We start from the raw sequence: 20,276 nt of genomic DNA, 5'->3' as shown, positions 1-20,276 counted from the left end.
ACCAGGCCGTCGTCAGCGAATGCGAGTGGGTGACTCGCTCGTCTGAGCTTAACCGGTGGGTAACGAGCGCGCCAGCCCCCGTGTTTGTGACGTACGTCCCGACAGACCGGAGCGCCCCACTAATCTCGGAACCATGGACGAAGAGTTGCGATCACTCACGGAGCGTTCACGGCGGGAGTCCGGAGGGTCCCCGGTTCACGACCGGCTCATGGCGACCGACGACCTCGACGAGCTGGCCGGAGTCCTCACCGAGCCGGGGCAGCCGCTGTGGGCCAGGGAACTGGCCGCGTTCCGCCTCGGCCTCGCGGGCGACCGCCGTGCCTTCGAATCCCTCGTCCTGCTGCTGAACCACCGCGATCCCGAGCGCTGCGCCTCCGCCGCGTACGCCCTCGCCCGCCTCGGCGACCCGCGTACCGCCCGCGCGGCCGCCGCCCTCGCCACGAACGAACTTCGTGTCGCCTACGCCCTGCATCCCGTCCGCCTCCTGACCCGGCTGCGCGCCCCCGAGTCCGTACCGGCCCTGATCACCACCCTGCAACGACGCCTGCACCCCCATGACCCCTACCGCCGGGTGGCCCTCGCCTGCGTGGAGGGCCTCGGCACCCTGGAGGACGCCCGCGCGCGCCCGGTCCTGAACGAGGCCCTGGCCCACCCGGCTCTGGCGGAGGCGGCGGTACGGGCCCTGTCCCGCATCCCGAAACAGCCCGGACAGCCCGGACAGCGCTGAGAGCGCTGAGAGCGCTGACAACGCGTCAGGCGCGGAGCGCCCCGCCGTACAGGACCCGTTGACCGCTCAGGTGCTCACGACCGCGAACGCCTCGATCTCCATCAGGAACTCGGGGCGGACCAGGGAGGCCACCTGGAGCGCGGAGGCGGCGGGGAGGCGGTCGTCCGGTATGTGTGCGGCGCGGGCCTCGCGGATCGCGGGCATGTGCGCCATGTCCGTGACGAAGAAGGTGAGTTTTACGACGTCGTCGAAGGTCGCGCCGGCCGCCGCCAGGCAGCGGCCGAGGTTGTCGAAGACCTGGCGGGCCTGGGCCTCGGCGTCGCCCTCGCCGACGAGCTTGCCGTTCTCGTCCAGGGCCAGCTGGCCGGCGATCGCGACGAAACGGCCCGTGCCCATGACGACGTGGCTGTACTGGGCGGCGGGGAAGACCCCGTCGGGGGCGGTGATCCTGGTCAGCTCACTCATGCGTCCATGGTGGACCACGGGTCTGACGACGACCGCCCCCGAGGGAGCCGTGGGGCCGTCAGCCGCGGAAGCCGACCAGGCCGTGCAGTGCCGAGCCGCGGGCGGACGTCGACGCCGCCTTCGCGGTCAGCGGCTTGGGGTCGGGCAGCTTCGGGCAGACCGCGTCGATCTCCCGTCCGCTGCGCGGCACCGTGCCGTTCGACAGGTAGTTCGCGAGGTACTTGTCCAGGCAGGCGTTCCCGCTCAGCGTGATGCCGTGGTTGCCGCCGCCCTGCTCGACCACGAAGCTCGAGCCGGCCAGCAGCCGGTGGACCGTCAGACCGCCCACGTACGGCGTCGCCGCGTCGTTGGTCGCCTGGAACAGCAGCACCGGAGGCAGCTTGCCGTTGGCGACGTTGACGGGCCGCAGCGAGTCGGTGGGCCAGAACGCGCACGGCGCGTTGTACCAGGCGTTGTTCCAGGCCATGAAGGGCGCCCGCTCGTAGACCCGCCAGTTGTCCTTGCGCCACTGGTTCCAGTCCCGCGGCCAGGAGGCGTCACGGCACTGCACCGAGGTGTAGATGCTGTAGCCGTTGTCCCCGGACGCGTCCACGGCGGCGAAGTTCTCGTACGCCTCCACCAGCGGATCGGCGTTCTTGTCGTTCACATAGGCCGCGAACGCCTGGGCCAGGTAGGGCCAGTAGCCGTTGTAGTAGCCGCCGGGGATGAAGGTGTCCTCCAGTTCGGAGGCGCCCACCTTGCCGTCGGCCGGCTTCTTCGCGAGCGCCCTGCGCATCGCGTACCACTTGGCCTCGATCTTCTCCGGGTCGGTGCCCAGCTTGTACGTCGAGTTGTACTTGGCGATCCAGGACATCAGCGCCCGGTGCCGGTCGTTGAAGGCGTAGTCCTGCCCGATGTTGTCCTCGTACCAGACGCCGGTCGGGTCGACGATCGAGTCCAGGACCAGGCGCTTGACGCGCTGCGGGAACAGCTTGGCGTAGACCGCGCCGAGGTAGGTGCCGTACGAGTAGCCGAAGTAGCTGGTCCTGTGGGCGCCCAGCGCCGCGCGGATGGAGTCCATGTCCTGCACGGTCTGGATGGTGTTGATGTACGGCAGCAGGTCCGCGTACTTCTTTCCGCAGGCCGCCGCGAAGGACTTGGCGCGCTGCAGGTTGGCCTTCTCCAGGGCCGGGGTGCTCGGCACCGAATCGGGGCGCACCGGGTTGAAGTAGCCGGGCTTGCAGTCGAGGGCGGGCTTGCTCTTGCCCACCCCGCGCGGGTCGAAGCCGATGACGTCGTACTGGGCGGCGACCGCCTTCGGCAGCGAGGTCGCGACGAACCCGGCGAGCGTGAGGCCGCTGCCGCCGGGGCCGCCGGGGTTGACCAGCAGCGGGCCCTGGCTCGTCCTGGCGGTGTGCCGCACGCGGGAGAGGGCGAGCGTGATCTGCCGTCCGTAGGGGGCGCGGTGGTCGAGCGGCACCTTGAGGGACGCGCACTGGAGCGTCGGATAGTCGGTGGTGCCGCAGTTCTTCCAGGTGAGCTTCGCCGCGGGAGCGGTGTCGGCGGTTCTGGCCGCGCTGGCGTCGGCGGGGACGGCCGTGACGGTCCCGGCCACGACGACCGCGGCGCCGCACAGCACGGCTGCGCGTTTTCTCATGGGGTCCTCCCAGGACGGAGGGTTTCGGGCCGCGCGTGTCACGGTCCTCGCCGCATCGTCCCGGAAAGCAGTCCCGGAAGAACTCGTTCTGGCAATACTTGACCCGATCGGGTCGGCGGATGCGCTCGAACGCTCTCAAATCAGCGTGAGTTGGGTCGGTTCGGACATCCCCGGTTCGGGCCTCTCCGGTGCGGCGGGCTCCGGCGGACGGATCCGCCGCGGCATCCCCGCGCGCGCGGGCCCGATGCCGTACTCCTGGGCCAGCTCGTGCACCTGACGGGTGATCCGGCGCTGGTACCACTTGGGTGCGTAGGCGCCGTCCGCGTACAGGCGCTCGTAGCGGCGCACCAGCTGCGGGTGATGGTGGGTCAGCCAGGCCATGAACCACTCCCGCGCGCCGGGGCGCAGGTGCAGCACCAGGGGCGTGACGGAGGTGGCTCCGGAGGCCGCGATCGCACGCACGGTGGCGCGCAGCTGGGCCGGGTGGTCGCTCAGGAACGGGATCACCGGGGCCATCAGGACGCCGCAGCCGATGCCGTGCTCGGCGAGTGTGCGCACGACGTCCAGGCGGCGCTCCGGGGCCGGCGTGCCGGGCTCCACGGTCCGCCACAGCTCGGGGTCGGTGAAGCCGACCGAGACGGAGATGCCGACGTCCGTCACCTGAGAGGCCTGCACCAGCAGGTCGAGGTCGCGCAGGATCAGCGTGCCCTTCGTCAGGATCGAGAAGGGGTTGGCGTGGTCGCGCAGGGCGGACAGGATGCCCGGCATCAGGCGATAGCGGCCCTCCGCGCGCTGGTAGCAGTCGACGTTGGTGCCCATCGCGATGTGCTCGCCGTGCCAGCGTGGCGAGGCCAGCTGGCGGCGCAGCAGCTCCGGGGCGTTGACCTTGACCACGATCTGCGAGTCGAAGTCCAGGCCCGAGTCGAGGTCCAGGTAGGTGTGCGTCTTGCGGGCGAAGCAGTACACGCACGCGTGCGAGCAGCCGCGATAGGGGTTGATCGTCCACTCGAACGGCATGCGCGAGGCGCCCGGCACCCGGTTGATGATCGAACGGGCCCGCACCTCGTGGAAGGTGATCCCGCGGAACTCGGGCGTGTCGAACGTACGGCTGACCACGGCGTCCGCGCCGAACAGCGCGGCGTCGGCCGCCCGGCTGTGGCCGCCGGACTCCACGGTGAGGTTCTCCCAGCGCATGACGCCTCCTCGGTAGCACCTGCCCCAGCAGTGAAACACCTGTTCGATTTCCAGTGCAAGTGCTGTTTTCCGATCGCTTCGCACGCCCAGGAGATCGCTTCGTGCGCCTCTCCGGCCCCCCGATTTGGGGGGCCGTGGGCGGGGGTGGTTGGCTTGCCCCAACCCCGAGAGAGCAAGTCCTGGAGGAAATCGATGGCGCAGGTCGAGGCCACTACGGAGCGGGTCGTCGCGGCGGACGCGGAGAAGGTGTTCGACGCCCTCGCCGACTACCGCGGCACGCGCGCGAAGCTGCTGCCCGAGCACTTCAGCGAGTACGAGGTGCGCGAGGGCGGCGACGGCGAGGGCACCCTCGTCCACTGGAAGCTCCAGGCGACCAGCAAGCGGGTGCGCGACTGCCTCCTGGACGTCAGCGAGCCCACCGACGGACAGCTCGTCGAGAAGGACCGCAACTCCTCCATGGTCACCACCTGGACGGTCACCCCGGCCGGGGAGGGCAAGTCCCGCGTGGTCGTCACCTCCGTCTGGAACGGCGCCGGCGGTATCGGCGGCTTCTTCGAGAAGACCTTCGCGCCCAAGGGCCTCGGCCGGATCTACGACGCCGTGCTCGCCCGGCTGGCCACCGAGACCGAGAAGTAAGTCCCGCGGAATCCGCGGGCGTTGACCGCCCTCACCGGTTCGAGTGGATCTCGGTGTGCCAGGCCGGTCTGCCGTAACTCGTCGTGCTTGTCCGTAGTTGTCGCCTCAGGCGGCAATCACGGGGCAGGCGCGACGAGGGGAGCGGCACGTGGGCGGGACGACTCTGGTGCAGGACGGACCCGGCGTGGTTCCCGCCGAGAGCCACGTCCCCGCAGCCGTCGCCGGCGTCCACCTCACCCCGCGCCGGGTGCGGCTGGTCTTCCTCGGGCTGATGCTGGCGCTGCTGCTCGCCGCGCTGGAGCAGATGATCGTCGCCACCGCGCTCCCGAAGATCGTCGGCGAGCTGCACGGCCTGGACCGGATGTCCTGGGCGATCACCGCGTCCCTGCTGACGGCCACGGTCGGACTGCCGGTCTACGGCAAGCTCGGCGACCTGCTCGGCCGCAAGGGCGTCTTCCAGTTCGCCATCGTCGTCTTCGTGGTCGGCGCCGCCCTCGCGGGACCGCCGCCGCGGGCGGCCACCAGCCGCAGGCCGTCACGGTCACCGTGGGCGAACGGCCCGTCGACCTCGACATCGGGCTCGGCGGGGCCGGCCGCCTCGCCGGCACCGTGCACACCGTGGACGGCACCTGCGTCCGGGACGCCGCCGTCACCCTGACCAACGTGCGCGGCGAGGTCGTCGGCACCACCCGCAGCTCGCGTGAGGGCGGCTATGTGATCAGCGAGCTGGTGGCCGGGGAGTACACGCTCGCCGCGAGCGCCCCCGCCTTCCGCCCGGCGGCGCTCCCCGTCACCGTCCAGGCCGCCCGGGAGACCCGCCAGGACGTCGAGCTCGCGGGGGGCGCCGTGCTCAGGGGGACCGTGCGCGCGGGCGGCGGAAGGCCGGTCGAGGACGCCGGGGTGACGCTGCTCGACGCGGCGGGCAACGTCGTCGACACCCTCACCACCGGACCCGACGGAACGTTCCGGTTCCTGGATCTGTCCTCCGGCGAGTACACCGTCATCGCCGCGGGTTACCCGCCGGTCGCCACCGTGCTCCAGGTGGCCGGCGGCGGACGGACCGAGCGTGACCTGCAACTGGGCCACGAGGACTGACGGCAGCCCGGCGTGCGCCCGGCGCGCGGAGGCGGTCGCGGAAGACCAATTCCCGCGTTGGCGCACATCACCACCGGGCGGAGCCGTACGGTGGAGTAGGCGGCAGATCTTGCGGAGCCGTGGGGAGAGAGGGCCTGGGCCATGGAACATGGCAGCGACCGTGGCACCGAGAGGGACACGCCTCCCAGCCACGGAGCGGGGAACGGCGCGGTGGCGGAGCACGCCCCGGCCGGCCGCATCCCGCTGGCCGTGGTCGTGGTGGACCGCTCCGGACTGGTCTCCCACTGGAGCACGGGCGCACGGCGTCTGTTCGGTGTCCCCAAGGACGAGGCGATCGGCCGCCCGGCGGTCGATCTGCTGCCCGTGTCCGGAGTGCTGCCCGAGGAGGACGAGGTCCTGTCCTACGGGGCGTACTCGGCCTACGACGGCCTCGGCCCCGGCCTGGAGTCCTCCCTCGACGGCGGGCTCTCCTACCCGGCGGCGGGCCGCGCGCGGCTGACCGTCCCCGAGAGGAACCGCGTCGACGTGCTGTGGTGGGCGTACCCCCTGGTGGGCCCGGGAGAGGAGCGGCTGCTGGTGCTGGCCGCCGACACCGCGGGACTGCGCCCGGACGAGTCGGACGGGATCGACGGGGCCGACGACGGCATGGCCTTCGAGCGCATCGCCCCCGCCTTCGCCCTGCACACCGACTTCCCCGGCGCCGAGGAACTGGCCCGCAGGCTGCCCGAGATCCTGCCCAGCATGAGCGTCGACGAAAGCGCCCGCATCGTCGCGCAGGTGCTCGAACTGGGCTACCCCGTCCTGGAGTTCAGCCAGAACGACCGGGTGCCCGTCACCCCCGACTGGGGCGTGCCCCGGCGTGCCGAGCGCAGGGCCCGCCGTGAGCGGGCCGCACAGGCCGCCGCCGAGGGCCTGCCGATACCGCGGGAACTCACCGACGAGGGCGAGGACCTGGAGTACGCGGCCGTCCGCGAGCACCTGGAGTTCCTCAACGAGGTCAGCGGACGCATCGGCACCTCCCTCGACCTGGCGCAAACCATCATCGAGGTCAGCAAGGCCGTCGTCCCCCGCTTCACGGACGTCGCCGGCACCTATCTGCGCGAACAGGTCGTCGCGGGCGAGGGCTTCCCCGAGGGCGTGCCCGACACCACCACCATGTGGCACCGGGTGGCCGTCGAGCACACCGACGAACCCGGCCGCTGGGACGACGTCGTCCCCGTCGGCGAGGCCATGCCCTTCCCCGCGCACACGCCGTTCTTCCAGTGCATGACCACCGGCGAGCCCGTCCTGGTGCCCCGCATCAGCGAGGAGATGGGCCACGCCATCGCCTCCCAGTTCGAGAAGCGCGACATCCGGCCGCTGATCAACAACCGTTCCATGCTGGTCGTCCCGCTGAAGGCGCGCAACGTCGTCCTCGGCTTCATGATCCTGCTGCGCCACCCGGAGCGCGCCGAGTTCAACGACATGGACCGGGTCACCGGCGCCGAACTCGCCGCCCGCGCGGGCCTCGTGCTCGACAACGCGCGCATGTACACCTACCAGGAGAGCGTGGCCGAGACCCTCCAGGACAGCATGCTGCCGCACATCCCGCCGCGCATGGCGGGCTGCGACATCGCCACCCGCTATCTGCCCGGCACGCTCCTCGGGCGCGTCGGCGGCGACTGGTTCGACTCGGTCAAGCTGCCCGGCGCCCGCACCGCCCTGGTCGTCGGCGACGTCATGGGCCACGGGCTCAACTCGGCCGCCATGATGGGCCAGTTGCGCACGGCCGTACAGACCATGGCCGCCCTCGACCTGCCGCCCGCCCAACTGCTGCGCAACCTCGACGACCTCGCCCAGCGCCTCGGCGACTCCTACCTCGCGACCTGTCTCTACGCCGTCTACGACCCGATCGCGAGCGAGCTGCACATCGCCAACGCGGGCCACATCCCGCCCGTGCTGGTCCGCGCCGAGGACGGCCGCAGTGAGCTGCTCGACCTGCCGACCGGCGCGCCCATCGGCGTCGGCGGGGTGCCCTTCGAGGCGGTACGCGTGCGCGTGGAGCCCGGCGACCGGATCGTGATGTGCACCGACGGACTGGTCGAGGTGCGCGGCGAGGACATCGGTGTCGGCCTGGCGACGCTCAGCGAGTCCGCCGCCCACCCGGCCGCCTCCATGGACGACGCCTGCGACGCGATCATCCGCGCCCTCAACACACGCGGCGGCCGCAAGGACGACGTCGCCCTGCTGATGGCACGGCTCAACGGCATCGACGAGGACGACGTCGCCGAGTGGCGCTTCGCCCTCGACCCGGCCGAGGTGGCACGCGCGCGTGCCGCGGTCCGGGAGCGGCTGCACGAGTGGGGGCTGGCGAAACTCGCCGACAACGCCGAGCTGATGGTCAGTGAGCTGGTCACCAATGCCGTACGGCACTCCCACAGCAGGCCCGTCGAGCTGCGGCTGGTGCGGGGCGACACCCTGCTGTGCGAGGTGGACGACGACGACCATGAGCTGCCGACCCTGCTGAGCGCGGGCGCCACCGAAGCGCTCGGGCGCGGACTGCGGGTGGTCACCACCCTGGCCCGGGAGTGGGGCACCAGCCGGACGAAGGACGGCAAGACCGTCTGGTTCGAACTCGGCCTGCCGCGGCGCTGAGCCCCGAGCGCGCCCGAGGGGCGCGCGAGGCGCGCGGGGGCGTACGCATATCGAATGCGGCGTGAAGGTATGCGCCACGCGCTTGTAGCGCCGATCCGGGCGCGATAGACCGTACTGGCCCGTCACTTGAGGCGGTTCGGCGTCGTACCCTGGGGAGTTCGGCATGAGCGTGACGAGTCGGTACCGGGAGGCCTGGGAGGGCTTCTGGAGAGAGGCCCCCGACGAACAGGGGGCCGTGTTCTGGGACGCGGATCCGGCCGTGACGGCCGGTGTCCATGTGGCCCTGTTCGAACCGCACCTGACCGATCCCGGTCTTGCGTTGGTGGACCTCGGCTGTGGCAACGGCACCCAGACCCGGTTCCTCGCCGGGCGCTTCCCGCGGGTCGTGGGCGCCGACCTGTCCGAGGCCGCGGTCGAGCACGCCCGGCACGCCGACCCCGCCGGACAGGCGAGGTACCGGGTGCTCGACGTCGTCGAGAAGACCGAGACACAGGCCCTGCACGCCGAACTCGGCGACGCCAACGTCTACGTTCGGGGCGTCCTCCACCAGGTCGATCCGGACGACCGGCAGCCGATGGCGGACGGCATCGCCACGCTGCTCGGCGAGCGGGGCCGGCTCTTCCTGGTCGAACTCTCCGAGGAGGCCAAGCCCGTCCTGCTGGGCCTCGCACAGGGCCCGTCCGGGCCGCCGCCTAAGCTCGCGCCCATCTTCCGGCACGGCATCGCCCCCGGCGAGGTCGCCGACGACACCGTGCCCGAGTATCTGCGCGCGGCCGGTCTCACCGTCCTGGCGGCCGGTCAACTCCCGCTGACCACCACGGAGTCGGCCCCGGACGGCACCCGCATCGAACTGCCGTCGAAGTGGCTGGTGGCGGGCCGCACGAGCTGACGGTACGAGTGGCAGGGGCGGGCAGGAACTCCGGCGCCCGCCCCTACGCCGCCGAGACCCGCCGACCCAGCGCCGCGAAGGCCTCGTCCAGTAGGGCCACCAGATTCAGGCCGCGGACCGAGGCCGGCCAGCGGTCCAGGGCGACGGGCGCCCGCACCGACCGGGTGAGCGCCGGCCGCCCCTCCTCGCTCGGCGAGCGCCTCGGCCGGCACCGGGCGCCAGCCGCCGCTTCTCCAGACGCCGTGCGCACAGCGCCGGGGTCTCCCGCACCAGCCGGGTCGTCTCCAGGGCGCCTGGTCGGCGGCGGACCGGCGGATCGCGAGGACCTCGGCGTGCGCCGTCGGATCGGGCGCCCGCGGGGACCTCGTGACAGCGCGAACACCGTGCCCAGCGCCCACCGCAGGGCCGTCCACTCGTCCTCCCCGGCCGGCCGGGCCGGCAGAGCGTCCGGCACCCGCCGGTCCTGCCCCTCGAAGGCGCCGAGGACGGCGTCCTGTCTACCGCAGCGGCCCCGCACCGGTAGTGGACCTGCCGGACTTGATCGACCCGGCCGAGCGACCGGAGATCATCCGGCGACGGGGTCCCGCCGCACGGATCCTCACGCCCAAGGACGCTGTGCGGGACGCCGACGTCTGCCTCGACTGGCTGGCCGCCTTCCCGCTGAGGGTCGACGGGAAGGCGGTGTCACCGGCTACTGCATGGGGGCCGGGCTCGCCCTGCGTACCGCGGGCACCCGCCCGGACCGGATCGCCGCCGCGGCCGGCTTCCACGGTGCGTAGCTCGCGACCGACGCCCCGGACAGCCCCCACCTGCTGGCCGAACGCGTCACCGCCGAGCTCTGCTTCGGCCACGCCGACCAGGCAGCCGCCACCCATCCCGCCGAACAGATCGACCGCCTCGACCGGGCCCTCACCGCCGCCGCGCCGACGTTTGTTCGGGCGCCCGTCGCCGAGGCCACGGTGCGGCACTGGGCCGTGCTGCTGGACCTGTTCGAGCGCGTCCTGCGAGCGGGTTCATGGCCTGGCCAGCTCGCGGCGCGTAACGTGGCCCCCCATGAAGATCCTGATCAGCGCCGACATGGAGGGTGCCACGGGAGTGACGTGGCCCGACGACGTGATGCCGGGGGCGTCACAGTGGGAGCGGTGCCGTTCGCTGTTCACCTCGGACGTCAACGCCGCGGTGCTGGGCTTCTTCGACGGCGGCGCGGACGAGGTGCTCATCAACGAGGCGCACTCGACGATGCGCAACCTGCTGCTCGAACACCTCGACGAGCGGGCCGAGATGCTCACCGGGCGGCACAAGTCGCTGTCCATGGTGGAGGGTGTGCAGCACGGGGACGTGGACGGGATCGCCTTCGTGGGCTATCACGCCGGCGCCGGGATGGAGGGGGTGCTCGCGCACACCTATCTCGCCAACTCCGTCACCGGCGTCTGGCTGAACGACGTCCGGGCCAGCGAGGGCCTGCTGAACGCGCACGTCGTCGCCGAATACGGCGTCCCGGTCGTCCTCGTCACCGGTGACGATGTGGCCTGTGAGGACGCCCTCGGGTACGCGCCCGAGGCGTTGAAGGTCGCCGTCAAGGACCATGTCTCGCGGTACGCGGCCGTGTGCCGTACCCCGGCCAGGACCGCCGCGGACATCCGGGCCGCCGCCAAGGAGGCCGCACGGCTGGCGGTTCGTCAGGAACCCGTGCAGGAGGGGCCGTTCACGATCGCGGTCGAGTTCGACGCCGAGCATCTCGCGATGGCCGCCACCGTCGTGCCGGGCGTGGACCGGATCGGGGAGCGGAAGGTGACGTACACCAGCGCAACCATGTACGAGGGCATCCGTACCTTCAAGGCGGTCACCACGATCGTCTCGGCCGCCGTGGAGGAGCAGTATGGCTGACGAACGGGCACTGGACGAGGTCGTGCGGTTCACCTCCGACCTCATCCGCATCGACACCAGCAACAGGGGCGGCGGGGACTGCCGGGAGCGGCCCGCCGCCGAGTACGCGGCCGAGCAGCTGGCGGGGGCCGGACTGGAGCCGGTGCTGCTGGAGCGGACCAAGGGGCGGACCAACGTCGTCGCCCGCGTCGAGGGGACCGATCCGTCCGCCGACGCGCTGCTCCTGCACGGTCATCTGGACGTCGTACCCGCCCGCGCCGGGGACTGGAGCGTGCATCCCTTCTCGGGGGAGGTCCGCGACGGGGTCGTGTGGGGGCGCGGCGCCGTCGACATGAAGAACATGGACGCGATGATCCTGGCCGTGGTGCGGGACTGGGCGCGAGGCGGGGTGCGGCCCCGGCGGGACATCGTGGTCGCGTTCACCGCCGACGAGGAGGACAGCGCCCGGGACGGCTCCGTCTTCCTCGCCGACAAGCACGCGGGCCTCTTCCAGGGATGCACCGAAGGCGTCGGCGAGTCGGGGGCGTTCACCTTCCACGACGGCGACGGGCGGCAGCTCTACCCGATCGCGGCCGGTGAACGCGGCACCGCCTGGCTGAAGCTCACCGCGCGCGGACGCGCCGGTCACGGCTCCAAGGTGAACCGGGAGAACGCGGTCACCCGGCTGTCCGCGGCGATCACCCGGATCGGCGCGTACGAGTGGCCGGCGCGGCTGACCCCGAGCGTGCGCGCGGCCCTCGACGAACTGGCCGCGCTCCACGGCATCGAGGACGGCCACGAGGACGTCGACCGGCTGCTGGAGAAGCTCGGACCCGCCGCCAGGCTGGTCGAGTCGACCGTGCGCAACAGCGCCAACCCGACCATGCTGGACGCCGGTTACAAGGTCAACGTCATCCCGGGCGAGGCCGTCGCGTACGTCGACGGACGGTATCTCTTCGGCGCCGAGGACGAGTTCCGCGCCACACTCGACCGGCTCACCGGTCCGGACGTCGACTGGGAGTTTCACCACCGGTCCATCGCCCTCCAGGCGCCCCTGGACACGCCCACGTTCGCGAGGATGCGGGCGGCCGTCGAGGAGTTCGCGCCCGAGGGGCACGTCGTGCCGTACTGCATGTCCGGCGGCACCGACGCCAAGGAGTTCTCGCGCCTCGGCATCACCGGCTACGGCTTCACCCCGCTGAAGCTCCCCGAGGGCTACGACTACCAGGCGATGTTCCACGGCGTCGACGAGCGCGTCCCCGTCGAGGCACTGCACTTCGGAGTCCGGGTACTCGACCGGTTCCTGCGGACGGCGTGATCGGACATTGGGGAGAACGTGCACACCCTGCCCTACGGCTCCTGGCCCTCACCCATCGACGCGGCCCTCGCCGCCGCGCACGACGGGCACCCCGAGTACGTCGGCTTCGTCGGCGACGAGGCGTGGTGGACCGAGCCGAGACCCGGTGAGGGCGGCCGGCGCACCCTCGTGCGGCGGCGCGTCGACGGCCGGGAGGAGTCCGTCCTGCCCGCGCCCTGGAACGTCCGCAGCCGGGTCATCGAGTACGGCGGCCACCCCTGGGCCGGCGCGATGGCGGACGGCCGGCCCGTCGTGGTGTTCGTGAACTTCGCCGACCAGCGGCTGTACCGCTGCGAACCCGGCGGCGAACCGAGCCCGTTGACCCCCGTCTCCTTTGTCGGCGGCGGACTGCGCTGGGCCGAGCCGCAGTTGCTGCCGGAGCGGGGTGAAGTGTGGGCCGTGCTGGAGGAGTTCACCGGCGACGGATCCACCGACGTGCGCCGGGTGCCGGCCGCCGTGCCGCTCGACGGGTCGGCCGCGCAGGACCGGGGTGCCGTGCGCGAACTCACCGACGAGCGGCACCGGTTCGTCACCGGGCCGCGCCTCTCGCCCGACGGCCGCAGTGCCGCCTGGCTCGCCTGGGACCACCCGCGCATGCCCTGGGACGGCACCGAGCTGATCGTCGCCGGGGTCGGCGAGGACGGCACCCTGCAGGGAGCGCGGACGGTCGCCGGTGGGCCCGAGGAGTCGATCGCGCAGGTCGACTGGGCGGCCGACGGCTCCCTGCTGTACGCGAGCGACCGCACCGGCTGGTGGAACCTGTACCGCGACGACGTACCCCTGTGCCCGCGCGAGGAGGAGTTCGGCGGGCCGCTGTGGAAGCTCGGCAACCGCTGGTTCGCGCCGCTGGAGAGCGGGCTGATCGCCGTCGTGCACGGCCGGGGCGCGGGGGCGCTCGGCATCCTGGATCCGGAGACCGGCGAGGTGGTCGACGCGGCGGGCCCCTGGACGGAGTTCGCACCCACGCTCGCCGTGCACGGCGAGCGGGTCGTCGGGGTCGGCGCCAGTCCGCGCAGCGGGTACGAGGTGGTCGAGCTGGACGCGGTCACCGGCCGGGCGCGGGTCGTCGGCGCCGAGCACCAGGACGCCGTGGACCCCGCCCACTACCCGGAACCGCAGATCCGCACCTTCACGGGACCCGACGGACGCGACATCCACGCCCACATCTACCCGCCGCACAACCCGGGGTGCGTCCCGCCCGCCGACGAGCTGCCGCCCTACGTCGTGTGGGCGCACGGCGGTCCCACCAGCCGGGCGCCGCTCGTGCTCGACCTGGAGATCGCCTACTTCACCTCCCGGGGTATCGGTGTCGCCGAGGTCGACTACGGCGGCTCGACCGGGCACGGCCGGGAGTACCGGGACCGGCTGCGCGAGCAGTGGGGCGTGGTCGACGTCGAGGACTGCGCGGCCGTCGCCCTCGCGCTCGCCGACGAGGGCACCGCCGACCGCGACCGGCTCGCCGTCCGCGGCGGGAGCGCCGGTGGCTGGACCGCCGCCTCCTCGCTCGCCCAGACCGACGTCTACGCCTGCGGCACGATCCTCTACCCGGTCCTCGACCTCGCCACCTGGGGCGACGGGGAGACCCACGACTTCGAGTCGCAGTACCTGGAGTCCCTGGTGGGGCCCCGCGCGGAGGTGCCCGGACGGTACACGGAGCGGTCGCCGCTGGAGCACGCCGACCGGATCGCCGTGCCGTTCCTGCTGCTGCAGGGCCTGGACGACGTGATCTGCCCGCCCGCGCAGTGCGAACGGTTCCTGGAACGGATGCGGGGGCGGCGGGTGCCGCACGCCTACATCGCCTTCGCGGGGGAGGGGCACGGATTCCGCCGGGCCGAGACCACGATCCGGGTCCTGGAGTCCGAACTCTCCCTCTACGCCCAGGTCTTCGGACTCGACCCGAGCGGCGTGCCGACCCTGGAGCTGTCGGAGTGAGCGAAACCGTACGAGAGCTCCGGCGCCCACCCCGGCTCGCCCCCGGCGCCCGCGTCGCCGTCGTGGCGCCCGCCGGGCCCGTTCCGGAGGAGCGGGTGCAGGCCGGGCTCGACGTGCTGCGCGGCTGGGACCTCGACCCGGTCGTGGCGCCCCATGTCCTCGACCGGCACGGGCAGTTGGGGTATCTCGCGGGAACGGACGCGGACCGGGCCGCCGATCTGCAGAGCGCCTGGTGCGACCCGTCGGTGGACGCGGTGCTGTGCGCGCGGGGCGGGTACGGGGCGCAACGGATGGCCGACCTGCTGGACTGGGAGGCGATGCGGGCCGCCGGACCGAAGGTGTTCGTGGGCTTCAGCGACATCACGGCGCTGCACCAGGCGTTCGCCACCCGGCTGGGCCTGGTCACCCTGCACGGGCCGGCCGCCGCGGGCGTCGACTTCGTGAAGAACGCGCGGGCGCAGGAGCACCTCAGGGCCACGCTTCTCGCCCCGGAGACGGTCACGACGATCGCCTCCCGAGGCACCGCCCTGGTCCCTGGCCGGGCGCGGGGCGTGACCCTCGGCGGCTGTCTGAGCCTGCTCGCCTCCGACCTCGGTACGCCCCACGCGCGCGCGGGCGCCCGGGGCGGGCTGCTGATGATCGAGGACGTGGGGGAGGCGCCGTACCGGATCGACCGGATGCTCACCCAGCTGCTGCGCGGCGGCTGGCTCGACGGCGTCCGGGGCGTCGCGCTCGGGTCCTGGACGCGGTGCGGTCCCTACGACGAGGTGCGCGCGGTGCTCGTCGACCGGCTCGGCGGTCTCGGCGTCCCGGTGGCGGAGGAGTTCGGGTTCGGCCACTGCGAAGGGGCGCTGACCCTTCCCTTCGGCGTGGCCGCCGAGCTCGACGCGGACGCGGGCACGCTGACCCTGGCCGAACCGGCCCTGGGCTGAGCCGTCCAAGCCGTAGGCTGGCGGAATGCCACACGCTTCCCGCTACCTCGCCGAAGGCCCCCGCGTGGGGATACGTCACTTCACCTACGAGGACGGCGCCGAGTTCACGGCCCGCGCGCGCGAGAGCAAGGACCTGCACCACCCCTGGCTGTTCCCGCCGGACGGCACGGACGCGTACGCCGCCTACGCGGGCCGGCTGATCGAGGACCCGACCAAGGCCGGGTTCCTGGTCTGCGAGAAGGACGGCGAGCACGGCGACGGCGCGATCGCCGGGTTCATCAACATCAACAACATCGTCCAGGGCGGCTTCCAGTGCGGGGCGCTCGGCTACGGCGCCTTCGCGCACGCCGTCGGACGGGGCCTGATGCGGGAGGGGCTGAACCTCGTCGTCGGGTACGCCTTCGGCCCGATGCGGCTGCACCGGCTGGAGATCAACGCCCAGCCGCAGAACGCCGGGTCGATCGCCCTGGCCCGCAGCTGCGGCTTCCGGCTGGAGGGCTTCTCCCCGAAGATGATCTACATCGACGGCGCCTGGCGCGACCACGAGCGCTGGGCGATCACCGCCGAGATGCGGGCTTGACGTTGATCTTCATGGTGTCGAGGTCGGTGACCGTGCACTTCAGGGCGCGAAAGCCGTAGCCGAGCTCCCGCAGCCGCGTCTGCGCGCGGTCCTCCGCGATCGCGCCCGCCATCTCCTCACCGTCCGCCGCGTCGGACACGACGACGTAGCGCATCGAGAAGTGCTTCAGCGGCGCCGGCTCGTACGTCAGCGAGCCCTCCTCGCTGAAGCGCATGCTCGCCAGCCCGTGCTCGGCGGCCTCGTCGAGCAGCCGCCGCCGCGCCTGTTCGGTCAGCCCGTCCCAGGTGCCCCGGACGATCACCCGGTAAGTGTGCTGCTCGCTCATGCACCCGCTCCCTGCTGAATTCCGTTGAAGGGCCGACTCTACGTCGGCGAGGATGACGCGCATGCGGAATATCGTCGTGCTGGACGCCCCCTCCAACCTGGGGCTGCGGCCGCCGGCGCCCGGGACGGTGCCCGGGTGCCACAAGCTCGCCGGGGCGTTGCGGGAGCAGCGGATCGTGCTGGGGGTCCCCCCACGCCTTTAGGGCAGTGGGGGAGGCTGGGCGCGCTGGAGGGCGGGGTGGTCGTGCCGCCGCGGTACGACCGGGGGGAGTGGCGGGAGGGGGACGGGGTCTTCAACGCGGCCGCCATCGCCTCGTACACCGTCCGGCTGGCCGACCGGATCGAGCGGCACGTCCGCGCCGGGGACTTCCCGGTCGTCCTCGGGGGTGACTGCTCCATCCAGCTCGGCGCCTCCCTCGCGCTGCGCCGTATCGGACGGTACGGCCTGGTGGCCGTGGACGCCTCCCCGGACTTCCGGCATCCCGGCAACTCCGACCGGATCGGCGCGGCGGGCGGCGAGGAGGTCGCCCTCGCCACCGGGCGCGGACAGGACGACCTGACCGATCTGGAGGGGCTGAAGCCCTATCTGCGGGACGAGGACGTGCGGTTCTTCGGGATCCGGGACCGCTTCGAGACGGACCGGGCCGAACTGGCCGCGCTGAAGATCCCGGTGGTCACCGTCGGGGACATCCGGGAGTGGGGCGCCGACGCCCTCGCCCGGGCCACCGCCGAGGCCTTCGCCGTTCCCCCACTGGACGGCTTCTGGGTGCACCTGGACGCCGACGTCCTCGACCCGTCCGTGATGCCCGCCGTCGACAGCCCCGACCCGGACGGCCTGCTGCCCGGCGAACTCGTCGCCCTGCTGCGGACGTTGCTCGCCTCCCCGCACTGCGTCGGCCTCAACATCACCATCTACGACCCCGACCTGGATCCGGAGGCGACGGCGGGCGCGCTGCTCACCGACGTCGTCGTGTCCGCCTTTGCGGAATCCTGACCGGTACCTCCCCTGGCCAGCTCCCCGGTGAGCGGCTTCCATGGTGATCGTGACGACGATCCGACGTGAGGTACTGACCCTGCCCGCAGCGGAACTGGGCCCGGACAACCCGCTGCCCCCACTGCGGCCGCTCCACGAGGTTCATCGCATCGACGACCGGGACCGCGACGACCTGCCCCGGGACATGGCCCGGCAGGCGGGTCACGGACCATTGCGCGGCATCCTGCCCGTCCGGGTGCGGGACGGGTACGGCCGCTCGCGCCGACCCCGCGGGATCGACGCCCTCGTGATCGAGAACGACCGACTGCGCGCCACCGTCCTGCCCGGTCTCGGCGGCCGGCTCGCCTCCCTGATCCACAAGCCTTCCGAGCGCGAACTCCTGTACCGCAAACCGGTGTTCCAGCCCGCGAACTTCGCCCTCAACGGCGCCTGGTTCTCCGGTGGCGTCGAATGGAACATCGGCGCCACCGGCCACACCACCCTCGCCTGCTCCCCCCTGCACGCGGCCCGTGTCCCGGCCCCGGACGGCACCGAGATGCTCCGTCTGTGGGAGTGGGAACGCCTGCGCGATCTGCCCTTCCAGGTCGACCTCTGGCTCCCGGACGGCTCCGACTTCCTGTACGTCGGCGTCCGGGTCCGCAATCCGCACGAGCGGCCCGTGCCCACGTACTGGTGGTCCAACATCGCGGTCCCGGAGGAGCGCCGGATCCTGGTCCCGGCCAAGGAGGCCTGGCGGTTCGGGTACGAGCGGCGCCTGCGCAAGGTGCCCGCGCCCTCGAACGCCGAGATCCGGCAACTCCGCCACGCGGCCGACTACTTCTACGACCTGCCCGACACGCGGCGCCGGTGGATCGCCGCCCTCGACGAGGACGGGCACGGGCTCGTCCAGACCTCCACGGACGGGCTGCGCGGACGCAAGCTGTTCCTCTGGGGACAGGGCCCCGGCGGACGCCGCTGGCAGCAGTGGCTCACCGAACGCGGCACGGGCGGCTACCTCGAGATCCAGGCCGGCCTCGCCCGGACCCAGCTGGAGCACGTACGGCTGGATCCGGAGAGCGAGATGTCGTGGCTGGAGGCGTACGGCCCGCTGAGCTCCCCCGAGGCGGCCGACGCGGCGGAGGCCCGCCTGGAGGCCGCCCTGCCGCGTGCCGAGGTCGACGCCGCGTACGCCGCCTGGAAGCCGTACGCCGACGCCGAACCCGGCGAGGTCCTCGCCACCGGATCCGGCTGGGGCGCGCTCGAAGTGCTGCGCGCCGACTGGAAGTTGCCCGGCACACCCTTCGACGAGGACACCCTCGGGGAGGCCCAGGCGCCCTGGCTGCACCTGCTGCGCGCCGGGTCCTTCCCCGAGCCGCGGCGGGTGCGGCCGCCCGGCGAGACGCTGGTCGCCCCGCACTGGCGGGACATGCTGGAGACCGCGCCCGCGACCCCGCTCACCGAGTACCACCTGGGCGTCGCACAGTGGCACGCCGGCGACCGGGCGCAGGCCGTGCGCAGCTGGGAGCGGGCCCTCGAACTCGCCCCGTCGCTCTGGCCGTTGCTGCGCTGCCTCGCCGTCGCCGACCAGGACGACGGGTACCACGAGCGGGCCGCCGACCGGTACGCCGAGGCCTTCGACGACCTGTGCCACGAACGGCGCGACAACGGCGAGTCGTGGACGGCGGCCACCGCGGCGCTGGGCCGCGAGGCGATCGACGCGCTGCTCGCCGTACGCCGTACCGCCCAGGCGCGCTCGGTGTGGGACCGGCTGCACCCGGCGACGCGGGAGCGTGGCCGGTTCCGGCTGACGGAGGCGCAGTTGCTGCTCGCGGAGGGGCACCCCGAGGAGGCGCTGGACGTCTTCCGGGCCGGCTTCGAGGTCGCCGACCTGCGCGAGGGGGCGGAGTCGATCGGCCGTCTGTGGGCGCGGCTGACCGACGAGCCGCTGCCCGCGCACTACGACTTCCGGATGCGGCCGGCGGAGAGCTGAGACCCGGGACCCGGGCCGCGGCTACGCGTTGCGGTCCACGTACTCGTACACCGTGCCGTCCGGGTGCATCGCGATCAGGTTGCGGCCCCCCGGGGTCGTCACCGGGCCCGCGACGATGTGGGCGCCGAGCTCCGTCAGCACCCGGTGGGCCTCCTCGACGTCCTTGACGGCGATCGTCGCGGCGACCTTGCGCAGCGCCTCCAGTTCGGACTCGGGCCCGCTCATCAGCAGGAAGCAGCCGACCGCGGCCGCCTGCACCCCGGCGCGTTCGAAACGGAGGGCTCTGCTGCCCGCGAGCCGCTCGTAGAACGGCACCGCCCTCTCCAGGTCGTCGACGCAGATCCGCAGCGTGGCTCCCAGAATGTCCATGCGCAAGAGCCTAGTTGGGGCGGCGGGAGGAGGTGATCCGTTCCCCCGATGACCGGAGCGGTCCCCGGCGGCTTCCCGTGCGCGAGGCGTTATGCGTCCGTCCGTACGGGTACTCGGCGGGCATGGAAGGCTTGGATCATCTGGAGCATCTGGACAAGCACCTGGTCGACGAGCTGGCGCAGGTGGCACGCGAGACGGTGCGTGACGAACTGCGCGAACAGACTCGCAAGCAGCGCCGTACGGCCATGCTGTACGCCGCGTCCGGAGCCGTCGCCCTGTACGCGGGCGCGGCCGTCGCCCTCGCGGTGGGCCTGGCCCTGGCCATCGGTCTGCCCGACTGGGCCGCCGCGCTGATCACGGCTGCCGTCCTGGGCGTCGTCGCCTACGTCCTGCGCGGTATGGCCCACCCGTCCGGGTCCCGGCCGACGCCGGAGCGGGAGGCCGAACTGACGGCCGCCGGACAGGGCGACCGGGCGTTCGGCGCGCCGGCGCCGGTCGCCCCGCCGACCGGGGGCGGAGCGCCCGTTCCGCCGATGCCGCCCGTCGCACCGGGCGGCGCGGCCGGAGCGGCCGGCGCCCCGGTCGTGGGCGAACCGGGCACCGCGACGGGCTCCCCGGCGCCGCGCCAGGAAGACATCGACCCCGAGTTGCCGCACCACCGGGCGTGATGCGTGGTG

Annotated in this window: 17 protein-coding genes and 3 pseudogenes; 15 read left to right on the top strand and 5 right to left on the bottom strand. The window is 72.7% G+C overall.

Features of this window, described 5'->3' with window-relative positions:
• Positions 1–133: 133 nt before the first annotated feature.
• On the top strand, positions 134–727 hold the full coding sequence (locus ACWCQ1_RS11620) for an adenylosuccinate lyase (RefSeq protein ID WP_358596410.1): 594 nt from the start codon (positions 134–136) through the stop codon (positions 725–727).
• A 66-nt stretch (positions 728–793) separates the two neighbouring features.
• On the opposite strand, the gene ACWCQ1_RS11615 is transcribed toward ACWCQ1_RS11620, so the two are convergent.
• From ACWCQ1_RS11615 to ACWCQ1_RS11605, 3 genes are all read right to left on the bottom strand, one after another.
• Positions 794–1,192, bottom strand: a complete 399-nt coding sequence (locus ACWCQ1_RS11615; protein WP_358596407.1) for a RidA family protein — start codon at positions 1,190–1,192, stop codon at positions 794–796.
• A 58-nt stretch (positions 1,193–1,250) separates the two neighbouring features.
• Complete coding sequence (locus tag ACWCQ1_RS11610; RefSeq protein WP_358596404.1) at positions 1,251–2,828, bottom strand: alpha/beta hydrolase; 1,578 nt, start codon at positions 2,826–2,828, stop codon at positions 1,251–1,253.
• Positions 2,829–2,963: 135 nt separating this feature from the next.
• Positions 2,964–4,022 (bottom strand): Rv2578c family radical SAM protein, encoded by a 1,059-nt coding sequence (locus ACWCQ1_RS11605; RefSeq protein WP_358596401.1) that lies wholly within the window; start codon positions 4,020–4,022, stop codon positions 2,964–2,966.
• Between the two features lie 192 nt (positions 4,023–4,214).
• Here ACWCQ1_RS11605 and ACWCQ1_RS11600 point away from each other — a divergent pair, with 192 nt between their 5' ends.
• The 11 genes and pseudogenes from ACWCQ1_RS11600 (at position 4,215) to ACWCQ1_RS11550 (ending at position 15,943) form a co-directional block, all read left to right on the top strand.
• Positions 4,215–4,658, top strand: coding sequence for an SRPBCC family protein (locus tag ACWCQ1_RS11600; RefSeq protein WP_133041829.1), 444 nt, complete (start codon positions 4,215–4,217; stop codon positions 4,656–4,658).
• Positions 4,659–4,929: 271 nt separating this feature from the next.
• Positions 4,930–5,097: pseudogene (locus ACWCQ1_RS11595) on the top strand (hypothetical protein); the annotation flags it as partial.
• A gap of 65 nt (positions 5,098–5,162) precedes the next feature.
• A pseudogene (locus ACWCQ1_RS11590) lies at positions 5,163–5,753 on the top strand (MSCRAMM family protein); the annotation flags it as partial.
• Between the two features lie 141 nt (positions 5,754–5,894).
• Positions 5,895–8,387 carry a SpoIIE family protein phosphatase gene (locus ACWCQ1_RS11585; RefSeq protein ID WP_358596398.1) on the top strand — a complete coding sequence of 831 codons (2,493 nt, stop codon included), beginning with the start codon at positions 5,895–5,897 and terminating at the stop codon, positions 8,385–8,387.
• Positions 8,388–8,550: 163 nt separating this feature from the next.
• Positions 8,551–9,276: a class I SAM-dependent methyltransferase gene (locus tag ACWCQ1_RS11580; RefSeq protein ID WP_358596395.1), complete on the top strand. Its 726-nt coding sequence runs from the start codon at positions 8,551–8,553 to the stop codon at positions 9,274–9,276.
• Between the two features lie 698 nt (positions 9,277–9,974).
• The gene (locus tag ACWCQ1_RS11575; protein ID WP_358596753.1) at positions 9,975–10,055 is read left to right on the top strand and encodes a hypothetical protein; all 81 of its coding nucleotides are present in this window, start codon (positions 9,975–9,977) and stop codon (positions 10,053–10,055) included.
• 274 nt (positions 10,056–10,329) lie between these two features.
• The gene (locus ACWCQ1_RS11570; protein WP_358596392.1) at positions 10,330–11,163 is read left to right on the top strand and encodes a M55 family metallopeptidase; all 834 of its coding nucleotides are present in this window, start codon (positions 10,330–10,332) and stop codon (positions 11,161–11,163) included.
• Entirely contained in the window at positions 11,156–12,460 is a 1,305-nt protein-coding gene (locus ACWCQ1_RS11565; RefSeq protein WP_358596389.1) for a M20/M25/M40 family metallo-hydrolase, read from the top strand. The genes ACWCQ1_RS11570 and ACWCQ1_RS11565 overlap by 8 nt, the downstream gene beginning before the upstream one ends.
• 18 nt (positions 12,461–12,478) lie before the next feature.
• Positions 12,479–14,431 (top strand): prolyl oligopeptidase family serine peptidase, encoded by a 1,953-nt coding sequence (locus ACWCQ1_RS11560; protein WP_358596386.1) that lies wholly within the window; start codon positions 12,479–12,481, stop codon positions 14,429–14,431.
• Complete coding sequence (locus ACWCQ1_RS11555; RefSeq protein WP_133041835.1) at positions 14,428–15,363, top strand: S66 peptidase family protein; 936 nt, start codon at positions 14,428–14,430, stop codon at positions 15,361–15,363. Before ACWCQ1_RS11560 ends, ACWCQ1_RS11555 begins: the two co-directional genes overlap by 4 nt.
• A 25-nt stretch (positions 15,364–15,388) precedes the next feature.
• Positions 15,389–15,943 carry a GNAT family N-acetyltransferase gene (locus ACWCQ1_RS11550; protein WP_133041836.1) on the top strand — a complete coding sequence of 185 codons (555 nt, stop codon included), beginning with the start codon at positions 15,389–15,391 and terminating at the stop codon, positions 15,941–15,943.
• On the opposite strand, the gene ACWCQ1_RS11545 is transcribed toward ACWCQ1_RS11550, so the two are convergent.
• Positions 15,921–16,268 carry a DUF6204 family protein gene (locus ACWCQ1_RS11545; RefSeq protein ID WP_451026352.1) on the bottom strand — a complete coding sequence of 116 codons (348 nt, stop codon included), beginning with the start codon at positions 16,266–16,268 and terminating at the stop codon, positions 15,921–15,923. The genes ACWCQ1_RS11550 and ACWCQ1_RS11545 overlap by 23 nt on opposite strands.
• Positions 16,269–16,329: 61 nt before the next feature.
• Here ACWCQ1_RS11545 and ACWCQ1_RS11540 point away from each other — a divergent pair.
• Together ACWCQ1_RS11540 and ACWCQ1_RS11535 are read left to right on the top strand one after the other, a co-directional pair.
• Positions 16,330–17,261, top strand: a pseudogene (locus ACWCQ1_RS11540) (arginase family protein).
• Positions 17,262–17,301: 40 nt separating this feature from the next.
• Positions 17,302–19,230: a DUF5107 domain-containing protein gene (locus tag ACWCQ1_RS11535; protein WP_451026351.1), complete on the top strand. Its 1,929-nt coding sequence runs from the start codon at positions 17,302–17,304 to the stop codon at positions 19,228–19,230.
• A 21-nt stretch (positions 19,231–19,251) separates the two neighbouring features.
• On the opposite strand, the gene ACWCQ1_RS11530 is transcribed toward ACWCQ1_RS11535, so the two are convergent.
• Positions 19,252–19,599: a VOC family protein gene (locus tag ACWCQ1_RS11530; RefSeq protein ID WP_133041839.1), complete on the bottom strand. Its 348-nt coding sequence runs from the start codon at positions 19,597–19,599 to the stop codon at positions 19,252–19,254.
• Between the two features lie 122 nt (positions 19,600–19,721).
• Here ACWCQ1_RS11530 and ACWCQ1_RS11525 point away from each other — a divergent pair, with 122 nt between their 5' ends.
• Positions 19,722–20,267 carry a phage holin family protein gene (locus tag ACWCQ1_RS11525; RefSeq protein WP_358596375.1) on the top strand — a complete coding sequence of 182 codons (546 nt, stop codon included), beginning with the start codon at positions 19,722–19,724 and terminating at the stop codon, positions 20,265–20,267.
• The last annotated feature ends 9 nt before the right edge of the window (positions 20,268–20,276 follow it).

This window comes from Streptomyces sp. NPDC002144, from assembly GCF_053593695.1.
This window is presented reverse-complemented; position numbering and strand designations above follow the sequence as displayed.

Bases quoted from the DNA above. Each gene is read 5' to 3' on its own strand.
- ACWCQ1_RS11605 (WP_358596401.1), bottom strand. From the start codon at position 4,022: ATGCGCTGGGAGAACCTCACCGTGGAGTCCGGCGGCCACAGCCGGGCG.
- ACWCQ1_RS11620 (WP_358596410.1), top strand. From the start codon at position 134: ATGGACGAAGAGTTGCGATCACTCACGGAGCGTTCACGGCGGGAGTCC.
- ACWCQ1_RS11535 (WP_451026351.1), top strand. From the start codon at position 17,302: ATGGTGATCGTGACGACGATCCGACGTGAGGTACTGACCCTGCCCGCA.
- ACWCQ1_RS11570 (WP_358596392.1), top strand. From the start codon at position 10,330: ATGAAGATCCTGATCAGCGCCGACATGGAGGGTGCCACGGGAGTGACG.
- ACWCQ1_RS11545 (WP_451026352.1), bottom strand. From the start codon at position 16,268: ATGAGCGAGCAGCACACTTACCGGGTGATCGTCCGGGGCACCTGGGAC.
- ACWCQ1_RS11580 (WP_358596395.1), top strand. From the start codon at position 8,551: ATGAGCGTGACGAGTCGGTACCGGGAGGCCTGGGAGGGCTTCTGGAGA.
- ACWCQ1_RS11525 (WP_358596375.1), top strand. From the start codon at position 19,722: ATGGAAGGCTTGGATCATCTGGAGCATCTGGACAAGCACCTGGTCGAC.
- ACWCQ1_RS11575 (WP_358596753.1), top strand. From the start codon at position 9,975: ATGGGGGCCGGGCTCGCCCTGCGTACCGCGGGCACCCGCCCGGACCGG.
- ACWCQ1_RS11600 (WP_133041829.1), top strand. From the start codon at position 4,215: ATGGCGCAGGTCGAGGCCACTACGGAGCGGGTCGTCGCGGCGGACGCG.
- ACWCQ1_RS11530 (WP_133041839.1), bottom strand. From the start codon at position 19,599: ATGGACATTCTGGGAGCCACGCTGCGGATCTGCGTCGACGACCTGGAG.
- ACWCQ1_RS11550 (WP_133041836.1), top strand. From the start codon at position 15,389: ATGCCACACGCTTCCCGCTACCTCGCCGAAGGCCCCCGCGTGGGGATA.
- ACWCQ1_RS11565 (WP_358596389.1), top strand. From the start codon at position 11,156: ATGGCTGACGAACGGGCACTGGACGAGGTCGTGCGGTTCACCTCCGAC.
- ACWCQ1_RS11615 (WP_358596407.1), bottom strand. From the start codon at position 1,192: ATGAGTGAGCTGACCAGGATCACCGCCCCCGACGGGGTCTTCCCCGCC.
- ACWCQ1_RS11585 (WP_358596398.1), top strand. From the start codon at position 5,895: ATGGAACATGGCAGCGACCGTGGCACCGAGAGGGACACGCCTCCCAGC.
- ACWCQ1_RS11610 (WP_358596404.1), bottom strand. From the start codon at position 2,828: ATGAGAAAACGCGCAGCCGTGCTGTGCGGCGCCGCGGTCGTCGTGGCC.